This window comes from Rhodococcus sp. 05-2254-5 (assembly GCF_002258575.1).
Lineage (GTDB): Bacteria > Actinomycetota > Actinomycetes > Mycobacteriales > Mycobacteriaceae > Rhodococcoides > Rhodococcoides fascians.
Genome location: NZ_NOZG01000032.1, coordinates 187,946 through 207,884 on the forward strand (window position 1 = coordinate 187,946; position 19,939 = coordinate 207,884).

18 protein-coding genes are annotated in these 19,939 nt (G+C 64.9%); 11 read left to right on the forward strand and 7 right to left on the reverse strand.

From position 1 onward, the window contains the following. Positions 1 to 3 precede the first annotated feature (3 nt). The 3 genes from CH278_RS24945 (at position 4) to CH278_RS24955 (ending at position 4,518) form a co-directional block, all read left to right on the forward strand. Positions 4 to 2,178, forward strand: a complete 2,175-nt coding sequence (locus tag CH278_RS24945) for a 3-hydroxyacyl-CoA dehydrogenase NAD-binding domain-containing protein (protein ID WP_094623130.1) — start codon at positions 4 to 6, stop codon at positions 2,176 to 2,178. 28 nt (positions 2,179 to 2,206) lie between these two features. Next, entirely contained in the window at positions 2,207 to 2,836 is a 630-nt protein-coding gene (locus CH278_RS24950) for a TetR/AcrR family transcriptional regulator (RefSeq protein ID WP_306427547.1), read from the forward strand. A gap of 134 nt (positions 2,837 to 2,970) precedes the next feature. Next, complete coding sequence (locus CH278_RS24955; RefSeq protein ID WP_094623131.1) at positions 2,971 to 4,518, forward strand: acyl-CoA synthetase; 1,548 nt, start codon at positions 2,971 to 2,973, stop codon at positions 4,516 to 4,518. Between the two features lie 37 nt (positions 4,519 to 4,555). Here CH278_RS24955 and CH278_RS24960 read toward each other — a convergent pair whose 3' ends face one another. The 3 genes from CH278_RS24960 to CH278_RS24970 are packed head-to-tail and all read right to left on the reverse strand — an operon-like array spanning position 4,556 to position 7,105. Next, positions 4,556 to 5,443: a siderophore-interacting protein gene (locus CH278_RS24960; protein ID WP_094623132.1), complete on the reverse strand. Its 888-nt coding sequence runs from the start codon at positions 5,441 to 5,443 to the stop codon at positions 4,556 to 4,558. A gap of 10 nt (positions 5,444 to 5,453) precedes the next feature. Then, a complete protein-coding gene (locus CH278_RS24965) occupies positions 5,454 to 6,500 on the reverse strand; it encodes an ABC transporter substrate-binding protein (RefSeq protein ID WP_094623133.1) in 1,047 nt (348 codons plus the stop codon). Between the two features lie 23 nt (positions 6,501 to 6,523). Next, on the reverse strand, positions 6,524 to 7,105 hold the full coding sequence (locus CH278_RS24970; RefSeq protein WP_027494702.1) for a TetR/AcrR family transcriptional regulator: 582 nt from the start codon (positions 7,103 to 7,105) through the stop codon (positions 6,524 to 6,526). Positions 7,106 to 7,207: 102 nt separating this feature from the next. Between CH278_RS24970 and CH278_RS24975 the strand changes: the two genes are divergently transcribed. The 4 genes from CH278_RS24975 to CH278_RS24990 are packed head-to-tail and all read left to right on the forward strand — an operon-like array spanning position 7,208 to position 11,597. Next, positions 7,208 to 8,122, forward strand: a complete 915-nt coding sequence (locus tag CH278_RS24975) for a metal-dependent hydrolase (RefSeq protein ID WP_027494703.1) — start codon at positions 7,208 to 7,210, stop codon at positions 8,120 to 8,122. Beyond that, positions 8,119 to 9,228: a PDR/VanB family oxidoreductase gene (locus CH278_RS24980; RefSeq protein WP_256991921.1), complete on the forward strand. Its 1,110-nt coding sequence runs from the start codon at positions 8,119 to 8,121 to the stop codon at positions 9,226 to 9,228. The genes CH278_RS24975 and CH278_RS24980 overlap by 4 nt, the downstream gene beginning before the upstream one ends. A gap of 15 nt (positions 9,229 to 9,243) precedes the next feature. Further along, on the forward strand, positions 9,244 to 10,767 hold the full coding sequence (locus CH278_RS24985; RefSeq protein WP_052060919.1) for a flavin-containing monooxygenase: 1,524 nt from the start codon (positions 9,244 to 9,246) through the stop codon (positions 10,765 to 10,767). After that, the gene (locus tag CH278_RS24990) at positions 10,764 to 11,597 is read left to right on the forward strand and encodes an SDR family NAD(P)-dependent oxidoreductase (RefSeq protein WP_032385876.1); all 834 of its coding nucleotides are present in this window, start codon (positions 10,764 to 10,766) and stop codon (positions 11,595 to 11,597) included. The genes CH278_RS24985 and CH278_RS24990 overlap by 4 nt, the downstream gene beginning before the upstream one ends. Positions 11,598 to 11,613: 16 nt before the next feature. Here CH278_RS24990 and CH278_RS24995 read toward each other — a convergent pair whose 3' ends face one another. Beyond that, positions 11,614 to 12,258 (reverse strand): TetR/AcrR family transcriptional regulator, encoded by a 645-nt coding sequence (locus CH278_RS24995; protein WP_027494706.1) that lies wholly within the window; start codon positions 12,256 to 12,258, stop codon positions 11,614 to 11,616. A gap of 124 nt (positions 12,259 to 12,382) precedes the next feature. On the opposite strand from CH278_RS24995, the gene CH278_RS25000 reads away from it, so the two are divergent. From CH278_RS25000 to CH278_RS25015, 4 genes are read left to right on the forward strand one after another with little or no spacing between them, the layout of a single operon-like run. Then, positions 12,383 to 13,516, forward strand: a complete 1,134-nt coding sequence (locus CH278_RS25000) for a VOC family protein (protein ID WP_094623134.1) — start codon at positions 12,383 to 12,385, stop codon at positions 13,514 to 13,516. Further along, complete coding sequence (locus CH278_RS25005) at positions 13,513 to 14,448, forward strand: fumarylacetoacetate hydrolase family protein (protein WP_032367881.1); 936 nt, start codon at positions 13,513 to 13,515, stop codon at positions 14,446 to 14,448. The genes CH278_RS25000 and CH278_RS25005 overlap by 4 nt, the downstream gene beginning before the upstream one ends. Beyond that, a complete protein-coding gene (gene mhpA / locus CH278_RS25010; protein WP_094623135.1) occupies positions 14,445 to 16,052 on the forward strand; it encodes a bifunctional 3-(3-hydroxy-phenyl)propionate/3-hydroxycinnamic acid hydroxylase MhpA in 1,608 nt (535 codons plus the stop codon). Before CH278_RS25005 ends, mhpA begins: the two co-directional genes overlap by 4 nt. Further along, the gene (locus tag CH278_RS25015; RefSeq protein WP_032400638.1) at positions 16,049 to 16,864 is read left to right on the forward strand and encodes an SDR family oxidoreductase; all 816 of its coding nucleotides are present in this window, start codon (positions 16,049 to 16,051) and stop codon (positions 16,862 to 16,864) included. Before mhpA ends, CH278_RS25015 begins: the two co-directional genes overlap by 4 nt. Here CH278_RS25015 and CH278_RS25020 read toward each other — a convergent pair. The 3 genes from CH278_RS25020 to CH278_RS25030 all read right to left on the reverse strand — a co-directional run bounded on the left by CH278_RS25020 (position 16,861) and on the right by CH278_RS25030 (position 19,873). Next, positions 16,861 to 17,961 (reverse strand): alpha/beta hydrolase family protein, encoded by a 1,101-nt coding sequence (locus CH278_RS25020; RefSeq protein ID WP_143536306.1) that lies wholly within the window; start codon positions 17,959 to 17,961, stop codon positions 16,861 to 16,863. The genes CH278_RS25015 and CH278_RS25020 overlap by 4 nt on opposite strands. A gap of 53 nt (positions 17,962 to 18,014) precedes the next feature. Then, positions 18,015 to 19,136, reverse strand: a complete 1,122-nt coding sequence (locus CH278_RS25025; protein WP_051365299.1) for a HoxN/HupN/NixA family nickel/cobalt transporter — start codon at positions 19,134 to 19,136, stop codon at positions 18,015 to 18,017. A 128-nt stretch (positions 19,137 to 19,264) separates the two neighbouring features. Beyond that, a complete protein-coding gene (locus tag CH278_RS25030; RefSeq protein ID WP_052074028.1) occupies positions 19,265 to 19,873 on the reverse strand; it encodes an SACE_7040 family transcriptional regulator in 609 nt (202 codons plus the stop codon). Between the last annotated feature and the right edge of the window lie 66 nt (positions 19,874 to 19,939).

Here is a 19,939-nt window from a genome sequence, read left to right on the forward strand (position 1 = left end):
CCGATGAACAACCCAGCCGCACTGCACACTTCCACCATCACCGGCGAGATCGGTACCGATCGTATCGTAGTTCTGACGATCGACGATCCTGCGCATTCCACGAACACCATGAACGCGGCATTCGGTGAATCGCTCGAGCAGACCGTCGACTGGCTCGAGACCGAACTCGATGCGTACGACGGCATCATCGTCACGTCGGGCAAGGATTCGTTCTTCTCCGGTGGCGACCTCGAATTGCTGCGCGACGCCGGTCCGTCCGACCATGCAGCCATCGCGGGTGCGCTCGATTTCACGAAGGACAAGTTTCGGCGGCTCGAGACGCTCGGCAAGCCAGTGGTGGCCGCACTGGGCGGCACCGCACTCGGCGGCGGCTTCGAAATCGCCCTGGCCTGCCACCATCGAATTGCGCTGAACAACAGCAAGGCTCGCTTCGGGCTGCCCGAGGTGACCCTCGGGCTTCTCCCCGGGGCCGGTGGCGTCACCAGGACGGTCCGCATGTTCGGCATCGTCAAGGCTCTGACACAGGTGGTGGGCCAGGGCCAGCGGTATCGGCCGGCGCAGGCCCTCGAACTCGGACTCATCGACGAGGTCGTCGACACCCACGAGCAGATGATGGCGCTGGCACGTTCCTGGATCAGCGCCAATCCCGGGGCCCTCCAGCCCTGGGACAGAGCGGGATTCACGATCCCCGGCGGTTCGGCGGCAGCACCGGCTGTGGCCGCGCAGCTGCCGGCACTCACGGCAACAGTGCGTAAACAGGTCAAGGGCGCGCCGATGCCTGCCCCCATCGCAGTGGTTGCCGCGGCAGTGGAAGGATCGGTACTCGACTTCGACGCCGCCTCGCTCGTCGAAACCCGCTACTGCACGTCGCTCGCCTGCGGGCCGATCTCGAGCAACCTGATCCAGTCGATGTTCTTCGATCTCGGCTCCATCACCAAAGGCGCTTCCCGCCCTCCGGCCGAACCACATCGAGTTCCCGAGAAAGTGCTGGTGATCGGGGCCGGAATGATGGGTGCCGCCATCGCCTACGTCGTCGCCTCGGCCGGGGTTCCGGTGATCCTCCGTGATGTCTCGATCGAATCCGCCGAGCGCGGGAAGAGTTATGCACGTTCGGTTCTCGGTAAAGCTGTCGCGAAAGGCCGCGCAAGCCAGGCCGATGCCGATGCGGTGCTCGCGCTCATCACCCCCAGCTCCGACGCGGCCGACGCCGAGGGTTGCGACTTGGTCGTCGAGGCAGTGTTCGAGGATCCCGCCGTCAAGCAGGGTGCCTTCGAGGCCGTCGACAAGTATCTGACCGCCGACGCACTGCTGTGCTCGAACACCTCCACCCTCCCCATCACCGCACTCTCGCAGTCTGTTTCGCGGACCGGCGACTTCATCGGCACGCACTTCTTCTCCCCCGTCGACAAGATGCCGTTGGTGGAGATAGTGGTGGGAGAACACACCAGCGATTCCGCTCTTGCCCGCGCATTCGACTTCGTCCGCCTGATCGGCAAGACACCCATCGTCGTCGGCGACAGTCACGGCTTCTTCACCACCCGCGTCATCGGCCGATTCATGGACGAGGCGATCTCGCTGGTCGCGGAGGGCGTGCATCCGGCCACCGTCGAGCAGGCCGCACTCCAGGCCGGCTACCCGTCCGGCGCACTGGCTCTGATGGACGAGATTTCGTTGACCCTGTCGCGGCACATCCGCGAGGGCATGGCCGAGGCCGCTCGCGCCGACGGTCGCCCCTGGATCGTCTCGAATTCGTACGCCCTGGTCGATCGCCTCGTCGACGAGTTCGACCGTCCGGGCCGCAAGGCGGGGCGCGGGTTCTACGAGTACGCCGAGGACGGCAGCAAGGTCCGGCTCTGGCCGGGCCTGGTGGAGCACTACCACCGCCCCGATCACGGAATTCCGTTCGAGGACATGATGGATCGCATGCTCGTCGCCCAATCACTGGATTCGGTCGCATGCCTCGACGAGGGCGTTCTCCGAACCGTCGCCGACGCCAATGTCGGTTCCATTCTGGGTATCGGCTTCCCCGCCTGGACCGGCGGTGTGCTGCAGTTCGTCAATCAGTTCGACGGCGGTCTCCCGGGATTCGTGCGCCGAGCCGACGAGTTGCGGGCGCGATACGGCGACAGGTTCGTCGTACCGGCATCGCTGCGAGCGCGCACCGAGCGGTACCTCTGAGATCGCGCTCGCTCGGTTCGGTGCGATCATGACAACCATGCCGGCTGCAAGCACACCCAAGTGGAATCGACTGGAACCGGACGAGCGACGGACCCAGATCCTGGCCGCCGCCGTTCGCTTGTTCGGCGACAAGCCGTACGCCGAGGTCTCCATGGCCGACGTGGCTGCGGCTGCGGGTGTTGCACGCGGGCTCATTCATCACTACATCGGCAGCAAACGGGATCTGTACCTCGAGTGTGTTCGTTTCCTGGTCACCGTGCCGCCGATCGAGGACGTGCACTTGCCCACGGGCTCGGTCGAGGAGAGGGCTCGCGGGAGTGTGCACTGGCTGGTGGGCGTCATCGAGGCACACGGAACGGCGTGGGTGTCGGTGGCGAGCGGCTCGGGCGTGGACCAGCAGGTGGCGCAGATTTTGGACGAGGCGGACGACCTTGCCGCCGAGCGCGTCTTGGACGCAACGGCTTTCGAGACACACCGCGGCGACAGACGCATCGCAACGTCGGCAGTGCGGGCGTTCGGCGGCATGGTGAAGGCGGCAGGTCGCGAGTGGCTGGTGCGCGGCACGCTGACCCGGGACCAGGTGGAAACACTTCTGACAGACGTGCTCGTCACCGTTCTCTCCACCGCACGCTCTCTCGACAACGCCCCAGAACGGTAGCTGGGCAATCCTTTTCACGGTTCACATCCCGTCGATCACCCACGGCTTCGCTATTGACACCACGCCAACAAGGTGGAACTGTGACCGTATTCACTCGGGCGTACCGCGCCCCCTCTCGCACAAGGGACCTCGCCATGTATCTCACTCAAGGCCTCCATCGCTCCGCAGTCACCACGCCCGATCGCGCTGCAACGGTGTTCGGCGATCGCGTGCGCACCTTCTCGGAACAGATCGATCGTGTGGCGAGGTTCGCGGCCGGTCTGCATTCCGTCGGAGTCGAGAGCGGCGATCGAGTGGCAATGCTGGCGTTCAACAGTGACCGCTACTCCGAGTACCTGCTTGCGGTCCCGTGGGCCGATGCCGTGCTCAATCCCGTCAACATTCGGTGGTCACCCGTCGAAGTTGCGTATGCACTCAACGACTCCGGGACCAAGGTACTCATCGTCGACGACACCTTCGGGGCGATGGTTCCGGCTCTACGCGCGTCGTGTCCCGACCTGGCCACCGTCGTCTACTGCGGGGACGGCTCCACCCCTGACGGCATGGTGTCGTACGAGGATCTGGTGGCATCCCACGATCCCGTCCCCGATGTGCGACGCAGTGGCGACGCCCTGGCCGGCCTCTTCTACACCGGCGGCACCACCGGATTCCCCAAGGGCGTCATGCTCTCCCACGCGAATCTGGTGACCTCCGGCCTGGGGACGGTGGCCACCGGACAGCTGCTCGACGACGCGTCGGTATTGCTCCACGCCGCACCGATGTTCCACCTCGCCGATCTGGCTGCATGGGTAGGGCAGGTCATGCTCGGTGGCACCCATGTCATGGTTCCGTTCTTCGAACCGACAGCGGTACTGGGCGCGATCGCACAGCACTCCGTCACCGATGTGTTGCTGGTTCCCACCATGATTCAGCTGCTCGTCGACCACCCCACGTTGAGCCAGTTCGACACCTCGTCACTGAGCCGTGTGCTCTACGGAGGATCGCCCATCTCCGCCGGTGTTCTCGAGCGGACCCTCGCCAGGCTTCCACAGGCCCGCCTCACGCAGGCCTACGGCATGACAGAACTCGCGCCGGTCGCATCTCTGCTGTGGCCGGAACATCATGTTGGACAACGTATCGGCTCGGCGGGACGCGCGGCCCCTCACTCGGAGATCTGCATCCTCGGCCCGGACGACGAGCAGCTCGCCACCGGTGACGTCGGCGAAATCTGCGTCCGCGGCGGTCATGTGATGCTGGGGTACTGGAACAAGCCGGAGGAGACCGCGGCCGCCGTTCGAGACGGCTGGATGCACACCGGCGACGTGGGCTACCTCGACTCCGACGGATTCCTGTTCGTCGTCGACCGCTTGAAGGACATGATCATCACCGGCGGCGAGAACGTCTACAGCGCCGAGGTGGAGAGTGCGCTCAGTCGTCATCCCGCCGTTCTGGCCTGCGCCGTGATCGGCGTTCCGGACGAGGAGTGGGGTGAACGAGTTCATGCGTGTGTCGTTCTGGCCGAGGGACTCTCACCCACGACAGCCGAGTTACGCGAGCACACTCGCACCTACGTTGCCGGGTACAAGACTCCCCGCACCATCGAGTTCGTGACGGCGCTACCCATGAGCGGAGCAGGCAAGATCCTCAAGCGCGACTTGCGTGACGCCTACGTCGCCAAGGAAGCGGCCGACGCAGTTCTGTGATCACGCGACGGTGAATGCTGTCCGACGAGTCCCTGAGTCACAGTCCGGCTCGCTCGAGAATCTCGTCCCAGTGGATCTCGGCCTCGGCCTCACCCATGCCAGCGGACGCGATGCGCTCGTAGTCGTCGATCAGTGAATCGGCGACCCGCTCATAGCGTTCGATCCATGCTTCCTTGTCGTCTCGCCAGTATCCGACGACGGCCATGCGGCGGGCAGGGAATGCGATCTCACTGCGGAAGTACTTACGTACGCCTCGACCCGCCGACGCCTCACCACCGAACCAGACGTACCCGTTTCCGGTCGGGACTCGAAACGTGCGCACAGCATCGACGAGTTGCGATGGTGCGCGCCCGTTTCCGGCCACCCGCCAGTCGATGGTCACCGAGGCCGCCGATCGAACGTCCAACACGTCGTCGTCGTGAGCCACCTCGACGATCGCATGCGCGCGGAGTCCGGCAGGCAGCTGCTCCAGAGCACGGCACAGAGCGGGTAGCCCCGGTAGATCGGCGATCAACAACATCCACTCCGTGTCGGCGGGCGGCTCGTACCACGACCGTGTTCCCCACATCCCCAGCGCCGTACCCGGCTCGGCCGAGCGAGCCCAGTCCGCGGCCACGCCGCCGACGTGGTCCACGAAGTCGATCGTGATCCGGTTCTCGTCCCAGCACCGGACGGTGTAGTTGCGGCATTCACGAACCACGTCGTCATGGTGCGCGAGAACGCCGTCGCGTCGGGTCATCTCGGGCGGTACGTCCTCTCCGTCGGCCCGAAAGTACAGGTGCACGATTTCGTCGGGCACTCCGCTCGACTCGAACCCGCGTGCAGCGGAAGCATCGAACACGACGCGAATCAGCGACGGTGACAAGCGGTTCGCTTCGATTACTCGCGCTGTGAGGTAACCGCCCTCGTCACGTCGGCCGGCCATGACGAGGCCTTCAGCTCTGCTCTGCCGGCTCGATGAACATCTTTTCGATGTCGTCCATGATTTTGCCCAGGCCGATCGGGTCCGATGAATTCCACACGCTCGCCGAGACCCAGTGCACCCGATTCTGCTGCACCGCAGGCAGTGTCGACCACAGCGGTGCAGCACTGATCGCGTCCCGTTCACTGTCGGCACCCTGGTCGGTGTACACGAACAGGGTGTCGGCGGAGTTCAGAATGTTCAGCGTCTCGTCGGTGATGTCGATACGGAACACACTGGGATCCTGCTGGCCCTCGGGCTGCGCCATGCCCACACCGCGGAAGGCGATGCTCTCACCCGTGCCGACGCGAATCGAGTACTCCCCACGCTCGCTCAATCGAACAGCGGAGACCGGCTTGTCGGCCAGGCCCGCGTCGGCAACCCGCTGTTTCAGCGCGGCCATGCGATCGGTCAGCCCCTGCATGAGGTCCGTTGCCTGGCTCTGCTTTCCGAGCGCATCCCCTACGGCCGCTACCCCGTGCGAGACATCCTCGAGCGACACCCCGTCGTTGTAGGCGAAGCCGTAGGTCGGCACTCCGCTGGCCGCGAGCTTGTCGTAGATCTCCTTGTTCCAGGCCTTCTCGCCTTCGCCGTCGTACCCGGCGACCACCACGATCAGGTCGGGGTCCTGAGCCAGAATTCCCTCGACGTTGGGATCGAAGCCGCCACCCTCACCCGCAATGTTCGCGATGTCGCCGATGCGCTCGTCGACGTGCGCGGGTAGCGCCAGCGGGTTGAAGGACGCGGCCACGGGATTCACCTCGAGCGACAGCATCAGTGCCAGTGAGATGGGGTCGGCGGCGACGACCCGGGCGGGTCGCTCGGGAACCTCGACCGGGCCGAAGTAGTCCTGCACCGTCCTGGTGCCGGCGGCCTCGGCTGGACCGGACGGTTCCGACGTGGCGCTCGAGCATCCGACCAGAGCCAGAGAGAGTGCGCCGACGAGCGTGTACAGCCCGGCAGAGGCGGAACGTCTCATCCGGCCGGTTGCACGGCGGTGGAACACGAAGAATCGAGGCATGACTGGGCAGCCTAGCCTAACTTCTAGCCGCGGTGGTCACCGCCGACAAGCAACGGCACGATGCTCCGGTGCGCGAAGGCCAGCAGATCGTCGTACGTCTCGAGTGCAGCGCCCGCTGCCGGAGTCAGCAGAATCGAATGCACGACGCGGACCACGATTTCCGGGGCGTCGGGTACTGCGAAACTGTCCGAGTCCAGCCCTCCCCGGGCGATCTGGGCGGCAGCGTCTATTGCGGACGCGAGCAGGGTCGATGCATTGGTCGTCAACTGTTCGAGTACCAGCGCACTCTCGGAGTCGAACATCTTGAGCAGGACGGGGTTGGTTCGCACCGACTCGATCGTCGTCGCGAATCCGTGCGCGGCACGATCCGCCCGTGACGATTGTTCGGCGGCCGCTGCCGCCACCGCGACGAACAGTCTCGTCGACTCACGTGCCATGACCGCGCGCACCAGCTCGTCCTTGGATCCGATGCGGCGATAGACCGTCACCCGGTTGATCTTGGCGCGCTTGGCCACGTCCCCGATGGTCGTTCTGGGGATGCCGACCTCACCGAACAACTCCAACGCGGCATCGAGGATCGGCCCGTCGTCACCGTCTGGATGCATCGTCCGATCTTAACGGCACCCTCGATGATTGAATGCAACATTGCAACACTACCTGTTGCTATGTAGCATCAGCTCATCAGCATCTCGACGAATGGAGCTCGAATGTCTCGTGACCGAGCGATCGACCCGAACGCGCGCCACCTGGACGAGTCCTACGCGATCGTGGCCCGCGCAGTGACGTTCGACTGGACCGGCGTTCCGCTGCAGTACATTCCGCACGAGTGGTACGCCACGCACTTCTGGAACGTGATGCACCTGGTGCTGCCCGAGGGCGAACGGGCGATGGCCGACGTGTTCGCCCTCGCACTTCCGTACATCGACGACCGCAGACTGCACGAGGAAGTCGTCGGTTTCGTCGGACAAGAAGCCACGCACGCGTCCTCGCACGAGAGCTTTCGTACGTACCTCGTCGCGCACGGCGTCGACATCGAGCCGATCCTGCAGCGCATTCGATTCGCGGTGGGCGTCGTGTTCGGCGATCACGGACTCACCGGCCGCGCAGGCAAAGCGTGGCTGAACGAGCGCCTCGGGATCTACGCCGCAGCCGAACATTTCACCGCAGTAGTGGGCGAATGGCTGTTGGACAACACCGAATTCGATCGCCTCGGTGTCGATCCGACGATGCTGGACCTGCTTCGCTGGCACGGGGCCGAGGAACTCGAACACCGCAACGTTGCCTTCGACGCATTCCAGTACGTCGACGGGGGTGCGTTTCGCCGCGCCCGCACCGCGGTGATAGCCAGCGCGGGGTTGGCCGTGCTCTGGTTCAGCACCGCCGCGTACCTGTACAAGAACTCGGTGGCCACCCCGCGCACCGGGAAGCGCCGACTTCGCACCCCCTGGCCTCTCGCCTTCGCACGAGCATCCCGCAAGCAACTGATACCTGGCCTGTCGTTTCTGTTCGTCCAACTCGCCCTGTACATCCGACCGGGTTTTCACCCATCGAAGATGGGCGACATCGACAAGGCCGTGCGATACCTGGCGACGTCACCTGCAGCACTGGCGGCCCAGCAGTGACCACCGAAACAGCCTCGAGGCACAGCCATCTGGGTGAGATCACGGTGACCGACCCCGGCCGTGGTCTCCGAGCCATCGCTGCGGCGTCTCGGGTGTACGCAAGACTGGTCACCGACTCGTCCGTCGTGACCGCCCTCTCCCCGGCGCGACCGCGCCGATGCGTCGGCTACGAATTCGAGACCACCATCGACGAGAGCGTCGACGAGGCCGAGGACGTGCGCTCACTTCTACTGCGTCGCAGCGACGGAAGCGCAATGCCGACCTGGTTGCCCGGTGCACACATCGACGTGACCACACCGGCAGGCTCGGTTCGGCAGTACTCGCTCGCAGGTCGGCCGGCAGGAGGCGATCGATATCGCATCGGTGTCCGCAGGATCCCCGGCGGCGCGGCCTCCACCGAGATACACGGTCTCGTTCCAGGAGACACCCTCCGAGTCCGTGGACCCCGCAACGCATTTCCCATGGCCGCCGCCGAGCACTACTTGTTCGTCGCGGCCGGCATCGGCATCACGCCCATTCGGTCCATGATCGAGCGAGCCGTCGCCGACCGCACACGGTGGACCCTCTACTACCACGGGAGATCTCGCGCGAGCCTGCCGTTCGTCGCCGAACTGCAGCATCTGGCGCTCACCTCCCGCGGTCACATGATCGTCAAAACCGATGACGTGGACGGACTTCCGAGTCCCTCGGACATCGTGGATCTCGGGACGGGATCCTCGGCCCTGTACGTCTGCGGCCCCGCGGCACTCTCGCGCCGGCTGCGCGAGGAGGCCACCCGAAGTACCGCGGTTCGGGAGTTCCACACCGAGCTGTTCGCGCCCGCCCCCGTGGTCGACGGCCGTCCGTTCGTGCTGAAGCTCGCACGGTCCGGCGACACCGTCGAAGTCGGCGCACAAGAGACCGCCCTCGACGCCCTCCGACGAGTCCGTGCCGATCAGCCGTTCTCGTGCCGCCAAGGTTTCTGCGGTGCCTGCGTCGTCGGCCTCACCGGCGGACGCGTCGACCATCGCGATCGCGTGCTGAGCAGCATCGAACGCGAGAACTCACTCACCCTGTGCGTGTCACGCGCCGCGGTCGACGGCGACGTCGTCGTTCTCGATCTGTAGAAGGAGCCACACATCATGACCGACAACGACTCTGCCGCGGCGCACATCGACGTCGCCATCATCGGTGCCGGCTTCGGCGGTCTCGGAGCTGCGATCAGGCTCGAACAGGAAGGCCGCGGCGACTTCTTGATCTTCGAGCGTGACAGTGCGGTCGGCGGGACGTGGCACGTGAACACCTATCCCGGCGCCCAGTGCGACATTCCCTCGGCGCTGTATTCGTTCTCGTTCGCACCCAACCCGGACTGGACCCGCCTGTATCCACTGCAGCCCGAGATCGAGCAGTACCTCAACGACTGCACCGACCGGTTCGGTATCCGGAATCGAATCCGGTTCGGACACGAGGTGCTCGACGCGACGTGGGACGACGACCGGGCGCGTTGGATCGTGCGAACGAGCGGCGGAACATGGACTTCTCGGATTCTGATCGGAGCCCTCGGCCCGTTCAGTGAACCCGCCACTCCCAGTATCGACGGTCTGGAATCGTTCGGAGGCAACGTCTTTCATTCGGCCCGCTGGAACCATGACCATTCGGCCGAGGGTAAGCGTCTCGCCGTCATCGGCACCGGCGCATCGGCGGTGCAGTTCGTACCCCGACTCGCTCCGTCGGCCGCACATCTGACGCTCTTTCAACGCACGCCCACGTGGATCCTTCCCCACCCGGACCGTCCCATCTCCGAGTCCGGCAGATCCGCGCTGAGGAAGTTTCCGGCGGCTCAGCGCGCCATGCGTCGTACGTTCGATCTGTTCCAGGAAGCTCTGGTACCCGGCCTGATTCGGCACCGCGCCCTGCTGACGCCGTTGACCGCACTGGGCCGGGCTCACCTACGCAGACAGGTGAAGGATCCCGTACTCCGCGAGAAGCTGACTCCCACCTACACATTCGGCTGCAAGCGGCCGACGTTCTCGAACAAGTTCTACCCCGCCCTGTGCCGCGACAACGTCACCGTCGAGACCACCGCCATCTCCCGCGTCGTGCCCGAGGGCGTCGTCACGACCGACGGAACGGTCCACGAGGTCGACACCATCGTTCTCGGAACAGGTTTCACCGTCGCCGGGCATTCAGGCTTTCGGCGCATCGTCGGTCGTGGCGGTCGGTCGTTGGCGCAGACCTGGCCCGACGGAGAGATGTCGTCGTATCGAGGGACGACGGTGCACGGCTTTCCGAACTTCTTCATGGTGCTCGGCCCCAACTCGGTGGTGTACACCTCGCAGGTCGTCACCATCGAAGCACAGGTGAACTACGTTCTCGCAGCACTGCGGGCGATGGACGACAAAAGCTTGGCCGCAATCGACGTCACCCGCACTGCACAGACGGAATTCGCGGACTACACGGACGAACGGTTGGCCGGTTCGGTGTGGAACTCGGGTGGGTGCAGCAGCTACTACCTGAGCCCATCGGGCCGCAACGTCACCTACTGGCCGGGTTCGGTACGCAACTTCACCCGTCGTATGTCGGCCATCGAACTCGACCACTATTCCTGCCGCAGTGCCACTGTCGATGTGCCGGGCACACTCGCCGTCACCGAGGAGTCCGCATGAGGAACCACATGGACCTCACCGGCAAGGTCGCACTGGTGACCGGCGGTGCACGCGGCATCGGTGCCGCGACCGTAGCAAAACTGGTGGCCGCCGGTGCATCCGTGGCAGTGGTGGATCTTCGCTTCCCGACCGACGCGGCGGGCGCTGCACGGGTGTTGCTGTTGACCGGGGACGTCACGGATCCGGAGGCGATGACGGAGTGCGTGCAGGCGACGGTGCGCGCCTTCGGCGGGATCGACATCGTGATCGCCAACGCCGGCATCACACCGCCGCCTGCCACCATCAGGACCGTCGACCGCGCGGTGTTCGACTCCGTCATGGCGGTCAACTTCGGCGGTGTGCTCACCATCGTCCGCGCCGCGGCGGACGAGATCGTGACCAGTGGTGGGCACATTCTGCTCGTATCGTCCTGTGCTGCATTCACTCCCGGCATGGGCGGGTCTGCCTACATGGTCAGCAAGGCAGCCGTGGAACAGCTGGGCCGCGCGCTACGCATCGAACTCGCAGCGGTCGGTGCATCGGCCGGTCTGGCGTACTTCGGGGTGGTCGACACCGATCTGGCGCGCCACACCCTCGACAACGATCCGATGGGGCAGCGGATCGGTGCATTTCTCCCCTGGCCGTTGAGCCGTCGACTCCCGTCCCCACGGGCGGCGGACCTCCTGGTCGACGCGGTCCGTACGCGTCGAGCACGGCTGATCGCCCCTGCAGTGTGGGCACCGTACTTCTGGTTCCGTGGGATCCTCAACCCGATCCTGGAGTGGAAGCTACTGCGTGACAACGCAGTCGGCGATATCATTCGCGACCTCGAACACAGCCGGGCGCACTGACACCCGGACGGGCCCCTTACGCGTCGACGCTGGGAACCGCGTCCAGCGGAGGCAGGGTTCGCGAACACAGCTCGCGCGCATCCGCATCGGACATTCCGAGGGCGAGCAGCACGCTGTGCGCCATGTTGTCGACGGCATCGACGTCGCTACGTTCCGGCTGTTCGAGCAGTAGTTGCCCCATGCCCAGCAGTGCCCCCGCTGCCAGGGCCAGAGCCAGCTGGGTGTCCTGCACGCGGAAGTGCCCGGTCAGTACTCCGGCTTCGATGTCGCGCGAGGCCCGCGGACCGAGACCGTGCTTCGAGGTGATCAACTCGGGCCCGGAGTGGATGAGCACTCGGCTCAGATCCGGTTGTTGCCGGAACAGTCGGCCTGCGATGCGGAACGACCGGGTGAACGCTTCTGCGGGATCGTCCTCGTCGTCGCTCAACGAGTCCAGGTAGATGCCCAACAGCTCGAGGGCACCGTCGACCGCAGCCTGGAACAGCTGCTCTCGGCTCTCGAAATGGTTGTAGAACGACCCCATGCCGACGTCTGCGGCCTGAGTGATCTCGGCAATCGGCACGTGCAATTCGCCGCGGGCGATGAAGCTCTGCGCGGCAGAGATCAGGGCACCGCGCGTGCGCGCTTTGCGTCGCTCGAGGCGATTCGGGGTTTCGGTCATGGTCCCTACTCCTGAGTGCATTTGTCGCCGCCTTGACCCTTCCTCACCGCTGACGAATTTGTCAACACTCTTGACTGACCGATTAGTCATAGGTGACGATAGTGTCACCAACGAGGGAGGGCTGATGGGACACGACGTCGACGGCCACAAGAACATGCATGTGGATCAGGGCGCGCTTCCAGGCGAACACCCGGGAAAAGCCGCCGACCCGATCATCAAGGTGCGCGACATCGCGTGGCTCGAGTTCCGCAAACCCGACCTGGCCAAGGCCGAGGCATTCGCGGTGGCGTTCGGTTTCACCGTCTCACTGCGCACGTCCGAGGAGATTCACCTGCGCGGCACGCACGTCGGGTCGCCGTGCGTGATCATCCGACGCGGCAGACGAACACGGTTCGTCGGCGCGGCGTTCGCTGCCGCCGAGGACGCCGACGTCGTCCGCCTCGCCGATGCCACCGGGCAGCAGGTGCACCGGCTACCCGACACACTCGGCGGCATCGCCGTCACTCTGACCGATCCGGGCGGACAGCCTGTGCAGATCGTGTCGGGCTACACCGAACATCCCGAACTCCCGGGCCAGGACGCGCACACCTACAACTTCGGCGATCCACGCAACCGGATCAACGCCACCCAGAGGCCCCCGCGTCAGCCCGCGCGCGTCCAACGGCTCGGGCACGTGGTGCTGCAGCGAGTGGACTACCTGGAGAACCTGAACTGGTACCTGCACCACCTGGGTCTGATCGTCAGCGATTTCCTCTACTACGACGGCCAACGCGACCGCGGACCGGTGATGAGCTTCATCCGCTGCGATCGGGGCAGCATCCCGTCCGATCACCACACTCTCGCCATGACTCTCGGCCCGTCGAATCGCTACGTGCACTCGGCGTACCAGGTGACCGACATCGACGCCATCGCCGCCGGTGGCGAATTCCTCACCGAGCGTGGGTACAAGCACTCCTGGGGCATCGGCAGACACATCCAGGGCAGTCAGATCTTCGACTACTGGCGTGATCCCGACGGTTTCCTGGTGGAGCATTTCAGCGACGGCGACATGTTCGACAACTCGCTCGAACCTGGCTGGGCACCGATGACGGCATCCGGCCTCGCCCAGTGGGGCCCACCGGCATCGAAGGACTTTCTCGGTATCGCCCCGAGCAAAGCCTCTCTGCACGAGCTCAAATCGATCCTGTCCTCCCTACGCACCGACAACGAGTTCGACACCGAACGCCTTCGTGGCCTGATGAAAGTGGCTTCCTCATGAGCATCGCTGTACTACGCACCGCCGACGCCTGGTGGGTCGAGACCCCGGCCGGGGCGTCGCGCATCGACACGTCGGCAACCACGACCGCCGAGCTTCTCGCCGATCGCGCCGCTGTGGACGCAGCGCGTACCGGCACCGATGTGGTTGCAGTGGAGACGCTTTCGCTCGTCTCCCCGGTCACCGCACCATGCCGGGTAGTGGCGAACATGACCAATTTCGTCTCACACGTCAAGGACTCGGGTATGAACCCCGACACGGTGCCACTGACGTTCTTTCGGAAGACGTCCGGTTCGATCAGCGGCCCCACCGACGACATCGTCAAGCCGACGCACGTGAAACTCCTCGACTACGAAATCGAGATCGGCCTGGTATTCGGCAAGACGCTGACCGTCGGCACCAAGATCGACGCCAGCAACGTGGCCGAGTACGTCGCCGGACTCGTCATCACCAACGACGTGTCTGCGCGAGACGTCCAACTACCGAAAACCCAGTTCTACGAGGGCAAGTCGTACCCCACGTTCACGCCGGTCGGCCCACGACTGCTCCTTCTCGAGGCCGGAGAATTCGACCGGTTCGGCGAGCTGACTCTGACACTGCGCGTCAACGGGACTGTGCGACAGGACAGTACCGTGGCCGACATGATTTACCGGCCGGTCGAATCGCTGAAGGCGCTGAGCAATTTCCAGCGGCTCGACGCGGGCGATCTGCTGCTCACCGGCACTCCCGGTGGTACTGCGCTGAAGGCTCCGGCCAAGCCGATCGAGATGATCGGATCTCTGATCCCGCCGGCGCTCAAGTGGAAGGTGTTCTTCAAGAAGCAGGCCAAGAATCCCGACTTCCTGCAGGACGGCGACGTTCTCGAACTGACGTGCTCCACCCCCGACGGATCCCTCGACCTGGGAGTGCAGCGCACCCGGGTCTCGTACCGATGACCGAACGCGAATCCGACGGCACCCACCACCCGGTGGTCATCGTCGGATCCGGCCCGACGGGCATGACGGCCGCTCTGCTGTTGGCGCAGTACGGCATCCCCTGCCTGGTGCTCGATCGCTGGGCCGACGTCTATCCGCAGCCGCGCGCAGTACATCTCGACGACGAGGTGTACCGAATTCTGCACGACATCGGTGTCGCGGAGGATTTCGCCGGCATCTCACGTCCCGGCCGCGGGCTGCGACTGTGCACCAAAGATCTGCTCACCCTGGCCGAGTTCGAGCGCGATCCCGACGACAGACCGCACGGCTACCCCCAGGCGAACATGTTCGATCAACCGGACCTCGAGCGCCTCATGCGCACGCACGTCGCCCGATACGACACGATCGAGATGCGCGGCGGGTGCGAGATCACCGACGTGCAGAACCTGAAAGATGCCGCCCGAGTGTCGTACACATCCACCGAGGACGGAACCCCACACTGGGTGACCGCGGATTACGTACTGGGCTGCGACGGTGCCAACAGCATCGTGCGCCGGTCCATCGGGTCGAAGATGGAGGACCTCGGGTTCGCGCAACGGTGGTTGGTGATCGATATCGCCACCGATGCCGAACTCGATCAGTGGGACGGCGTTCACCAGGTGTGCGACTCCGAACGATCCGCCACGTACATGCGGATCGGCTCCACCCGCTACCGCTGGGAATTTCGGATGCTCGACGGCGAAACCCTCGACGAGTTCGAGGATCTCGCCGCCGTCCGGCCGCTCATTGCGCCGTGGCTGCGGCACGTCGACGACCCCGCCATGGAGCTGATTCGGAGCGCCGAGTACACATTTCGGGCGCAGGTCGCCGGCCGATGGCGTGATCGACGCGTGTTCGTCCTCGGCGACGCGGCGCACTTGACTCCACCGTTCATCGGACAGGGAATGGGCGCGGGTCTGCGTGATGCGCGCAACCTCGTCTGGAAGATCGTCGGGGCCCTGGATGGGCACGTCTCCGATTCGGCACTCGACAGTTACGAAATCGAGCGAAAGACTCATGCCACGGCCATGATTCGGATGGCCGTCGCCATGGGCTGGACAATGACCGGTGGCAGCCGACTGACCGGAATTCTGCGCACCACGCTCGCACCGGCTCTCGGCCACCTGCCCCTCATCGGAGCGAAGGTGTCCGACAGCGCCACTCCTCCGCTCACCCGTTCCGATTTCGTCCAGCGTCCGGCAGCGCAGATCCGTTCGGTGGTAGGCGCGCTGTGCCCCAACAGCTCCCTGGACAACGGCACCCGACTGGACAGCATCGCGCCGGGACAGTTTCTCTTCGTCTCGACGACCCCGTTGACCGTCGAACAGCGACGCGAGGTCGATCGTCGCGGCGCTGTCGTCGTCGAGGTCGCGGCCTCCTCCGAGCTCGGACTGTGGTTGCGGCGCGGTCACGCGGTAGCGGCTGTCGTACGACCGGACCGAACCGTCATGGCGGCGGGTAAGTCGGTGCCGGCCTTGCACACCCGAGTTCCGAGCACCAGGTTGCGACGAATCGATCGAACCACTCCCACGGCGGCAGTAGCCACCCCGAGAACCGGAAACACCGCAACGAAGAGGCGTAGATGAACACCGCACTTGTCACCGGAGCCACGTCCGGTATCGGCCAAGCCGTCGCCGAACTACTGCTCGCTCGCGGCTACCGCGTCATCGGCACGAGCCGCAGTTGTTCCACCGTGGTCGACCCCATCCCCGGGGTCGAGTACCGAGATCTCGATCTGACCGACCCGGACTCCATCCGGACGTTCGTCGACGGACTTGCCGGCGTGGAGATCGATGTTCTGATCAACAATGCGGGCGAAAGCCAGTGCGGCCCCGTCGAGGAACTCCCGATCGAGGCGGTCACCCGGCTGTTCCAGCTCAACGTGTTCGGTGCCGTCGAGCTCATGCAAGCCGTGCTGCCGGGGATGCGCGAACGCCGTCGGGGCAAGGTCGTCAACATCGGCTCGATGCTGGCCAGCTTCCCGTTGGCCTATCGCTCGTCGTACGCCGCGACCAAGGCAGCGATCAAGGGCTTCTCGACGGCGGCCCGCTTCGAGCTCGCGCCCTACGGGGTGGACATCACCACCGTCGAACCCGGCTCCATCGCCACCGGACTCTCCGCCCGCCGCACCAAGTACTGCGGACCGCATTCTCCGTATCTCCGCGATTTCACGACAGTGATCTCGCACCTCGACGCCAAAGAGGCACAGGGTATCTCCGCGGACACCGTGGCCGAGACGGTCCTGAAAGCCGTCGAGGACAAGAAGACTCGACCCCTCTATGCCGTCGGCAGCAACGCTCCCGCGGTGTTCATGGCGCAGCGACTGCTGCCGCGCACCGTGCTCGAGAAGTTCACCGCCCGGGCGTACGGACTGCCCACCAAGCGACCGGTGACCTAACGGAACAGCCCTGCGACGAACGGGATCGTGTCGGCCTGTGATTGCACGAGCGCTCCGCTGTGATCGGCGTCGTAGGGCCGGAAGGTCACCGGCTGACCGTTGGCGGTGAGCCTGGCGACGTACGCGGCGGTCGTCGGGAACGGGACATCGGTGTCCCGCAGTCCGTGGCCCATGAAGAACGGCTTGTCGAAGCCGGCCTCGGGCATGGCCATGTAGTCGTCGAGAACTGCGGTGAAATTCAGCAGGCTGGTCAACGGCGCAGTGAAGAAATCACCGACCTTGACACCCTCGAGCTGCTCCTCGAGGTCCGCGACACAGGCCGTCTCGGCCAGATCCACGTATTTCTTTCCTACGGGAGTGAGGATGTCGTCCAGGCCCAGCTCGGGGTGCGAATAGCGTAGAGCCGCAGCGATGTACGCGACGTACGCGGTCAGACCGGCCGGGAGCGCCACCGGCGGCATCCCCGGTCCACCGATCGAGACGAGCTTCTCGATGTACGCGGGAGTCCCGGTGCCCACTGCGCCGCGATAGTCCAGATCCGATCCACCGAATTCGGTTGCGTAGCGCGCGGTGTAGATCGCTGCGCCGCCGCCCTGGGACTGACCGACCGTCACCCACTTGCGCGAGAGTTGATCGCTGTAGTTGCGGCCTGCCTTCACCATGTCGACCACGTTGTGCGCCGTGGTCCGCCCGTCCAGATATGCCTGCAATCCTTCGGTGCCGAGGCCGGCATAGTCACTGGCCACAACGGCGTACCCCTGCGCGAGCCAGTTGCCGAGGTACGGCAGATCTCGTTCGGCCAGCGCCGGTCCCGCGACCGAGGGCGCGCACGAGTCACCGAGCCCGGAGGTGCCGTGAGCCCACGAGATCACCGGCCAACCGCCCTCGGGCGCAGTGCCCTGCGGAAGGAAGACGGTGCCGGTGCTCAGGGCCTTCTCGCCGAACGTGTCGGTGGTGACGTAGGTGAGCACCTCGGCCGAGGACGAGCCGGGAATCCAGAATTCTTGCGGTAGAGCGCGACTGGAGACGACATCGCCGATGTTCTGGGTGATCGTCGGCGCTGCGGAGGCAGGGGCGGTCAGCAGGCCAGAAGCCATGCTCGACGCCAGCGCCGTAACTACTGCAAGGGCACCGATCCGACGACGAGCAATCACTGGGTCTCCGTTGCGTTCGAGTGTGCGCCACCGCGTTCGTCGATGCGCGCCACCTTGTAATACACGACCGCGCCGATCCAGACAACGAAAAACGTGCCGACGACGAGTTGGCCCGCGAGGTTGAGGTCGATGACGGCCAGTGCGTCCCACAAGCCACCGGTCAGCTCGAACTGCTCGGCAAGCAGGGTCAGCAGCTGGACCGTCCCGATCACCAACGCAACGAAGACCGACAGGCCCGTCATCGTCATGTTGTAGTAGATCTTGCGGACCGGAGTTACGAACGCCCAGCCGTACGCCTTGGACATGAAGATGCCGTCGATCGTGTCCATCGTGGTCATGCCCGCGGCGAACAGGACCGGCAGCGCGATGATGGCCATCGGCGGGAGCCCGCCGGCGATAGCGGTGGTGCCGGCGATCGCGAGTAGACCGACCTGAGTCGCGGTGTCGAAACCGAGTCCGAACAGCAAGCCGAGCGGGTACATCTGCCACGAATGGTTGATCATCTTGTCGTAGCGGCCCCGGAACAGTCGATTCATCAAGCCGCGCTTGGCCAACAGCTCGTCGAGCCCGGCCTCGGTGACGTCACCGCGTTTCGCGCGCCGCCAGACTCCGACGATGCCGGCGAGGACCGCGATGTTCAGCGCGGCGATGAGGTACAGGAAGGTTCCCGAAACCAACGTGCCGATGATGCCGCCGACCCCGGCGAACGCGTCCTGAAACGCCGTCGCCTGCGACGCGACGAAGGCAATCGCGGCGACGAAGACGAACACGACCGTCGAGTGCCCGAGCGAGAAGAACAGCCCGACTGCCAACGGCCGCTTCCCCTTCTGCAGCAGAAAGCGGGTGGTGTCGTCGATGGCGGCAATGTGATCGGCGTCGAACGCATGCCTGAGACCGAGGGTGTACGCCAGCACGCCGGCTCCGGCGTAAACCAGAGTGCCGTCGGCTCCGGTGAGGCCGTGGATGCTGGGAATCGAGTCGTAGTGGGTGAACAAGCCCCAACCGATTACATGCAGAGCGGCGATGAAGCCGGCCATCGCCAGCAGTCGCGGCACCTCGTCACGAGTGAATCGACTCTGCCGTCGGCCGATCTCGACGGGCGAAAGTTGGGTCGTCATGTCGATCATTGTCTCCGATAACGACGATTTGCTCTTCCTGTGTGACGGCACAGTAGGTGTGCTGAGTGTCCACAATTCGTGTCTGCAGGCGGGATCGCGATCGTCGACGCCCATTGTGGACGCTCAGATCAGTGCGATACGCCCAGTGCCGCCAGTGCCATTGTTCGCAACACCGGCCGAGCATTGCGCGACGGAGTGCGGCCCGCGCTGTAGGGCGTGGAGTTGATGAGTCCGAATACCGCGTGCGCCGTGGTGCGCGCATCGGCCTCGTTCAATTCCGGGTCGACGGCACACAAGGTCGCCACCCACAGTTCCACGTACTCGCGCTGCATGCGGCGCACCTTGCGTCGCGCTCCCTCAGGGAGGCTCTGCAGGTCGCGATCCTGAATTCGAATGAAAGCCGGTGTCTCGAAAGCGAAGTCGAGGTGGAAGTCCACCAGGGCCGACACCGTCTCCTCATCGACCTTCCGCGAGCCGACCACCTCGCGACCGCCGTCGAGCAGATACTCCGAGATTCCGACCATCAGTTCGACGAGCACCGCCTCCTTGTTCGGGAAGTGGCGATAGACGGCCGGTCCACTGATGCCGACGGCTGCACCCAGATCCTCGAGCCGCACCGACGTGAACCCGCGTTCGGCGAACAGCGAGGCCGCGGCATCGAGCAGTTGCTGCCGACGTTCGGCTTTGCGTTGCTCACGCACCGTGGCCGGCTTGACCTCGATCTCCTGCACAGCCACCCCCTCGAACCTGGACTCTCGGTTAATCGTAGTTTACTATCATGTCAGTTATCAACCATTAACTGA

Bases quoted from the DNA above. Each gene is read 5' to 3' on its own strand.
- CH278_RS24945 (WP_094623130.1), top strand. From the start codon at position 4: ATGAACAACCCAGCCGCACTGCACACTTCCACCATCACCGGCGAGATC.
- CH278_RS24950 (WP_306427547.1), top strand. From the start codon at position 2,207: ATGACAACCATGCCGGCTGCAAGCACACCCAAGTGGAATCGACTGGAA.
- CH278_RS24955 (WP_094623131.1), top strand. From the start codon at position 2,971: ATGTATCTCACTCAAGGCCTCCATCGCTCCGCAGTCACCACGCCCGAT.
- CH278_RS24960 (WP_094623132.1), bottom strand. From the start codon at position 5,443: ATGGCCGGCCGACGTGACGAGGGCGGTTACCTCACAGCGCGAGTAATC.
- CH278_RS24965 (WP_094623133.1), bottom strand. From the start codon at position 6,500: ATGCCTCGATTCTTCGTGTTCCACCGCCGTGCAACCGGCCGGATGAGA.
- CH278_RS24970 (WP_027494702.1), bottom strand. From the start codon at position 7,105: ATGCATCCAGACGGTGACGACGGGCCGATCCTCGATGCCGCGTTGGAG.
- CH278_RS24975 (WP_027494703.1), top strand. From the start codon at position 7,208: ATGTCTCGTGACCGAGCGATCGACCCGAACGCGCGCCACCTGGACGAG.
- CH278_RS24985 (WP_052060919.1), top strand. From the start codon at position 9,244: ATGACCGACAACGACTCTGCCGCGGCGCACATCGACGTCGCCATCATC.
- CH278_RS24990 (WP_032385876.1), top strand. From the start codon at position 10,764: ATGAGGAACCACATGGACCTCACCGGCAAGGTCGCACTGGTGACCGGC.
- CH278_RS24995 (WP_027494706.1), bottom strand. From the start codon at position 12,258: ATGACCGAAACCCCGAATCGCCTCGAGCGACGCAAAGCGCGCACGCGC.
- CH278_RS25000 (WP_094623134.1), top strand. From the start codon at position 12,383: ATGGGACACGACGTCGACGGCCACAAGAACATGCATGTGGATCAGGGC.
- CH278_RS25005 (WP_032367881.1), top strand. From the start codon at position 13,513: ATGAGCATCGCTGTACTACGCACCGCCGACGCCTGGTGGGTCGAGACC.
- mhpA (WP_094623135.1), top strand. From the start codon at position 14,445: ATGACCGAACGCGAATCCGACGGCACCCACCACCCGGTGGTCATCGTC.
- CH278_RS25015 (WP_032400638.1), top strand. From the start codon at position 16,049: ATGAACACCGCACTTGTCACCGGAGCCACGTCCGGTATCGGCCAAGCC.
- CH278_RS25020 (WP_143536306.1), bottom strand. From the start codon at position 17,961: ATGGCTTCTGGCCTGCTGACCGCCCCTGCCTCCGCAGCGCCGACGATC.
- CH278_RS25025 (WP_051365299.1), bottom strand. From the start codon at position 19,136: ATGACGACCCAACTTTCGCCCGTCGAGATCGGCCGACGGCAGAGTCGA.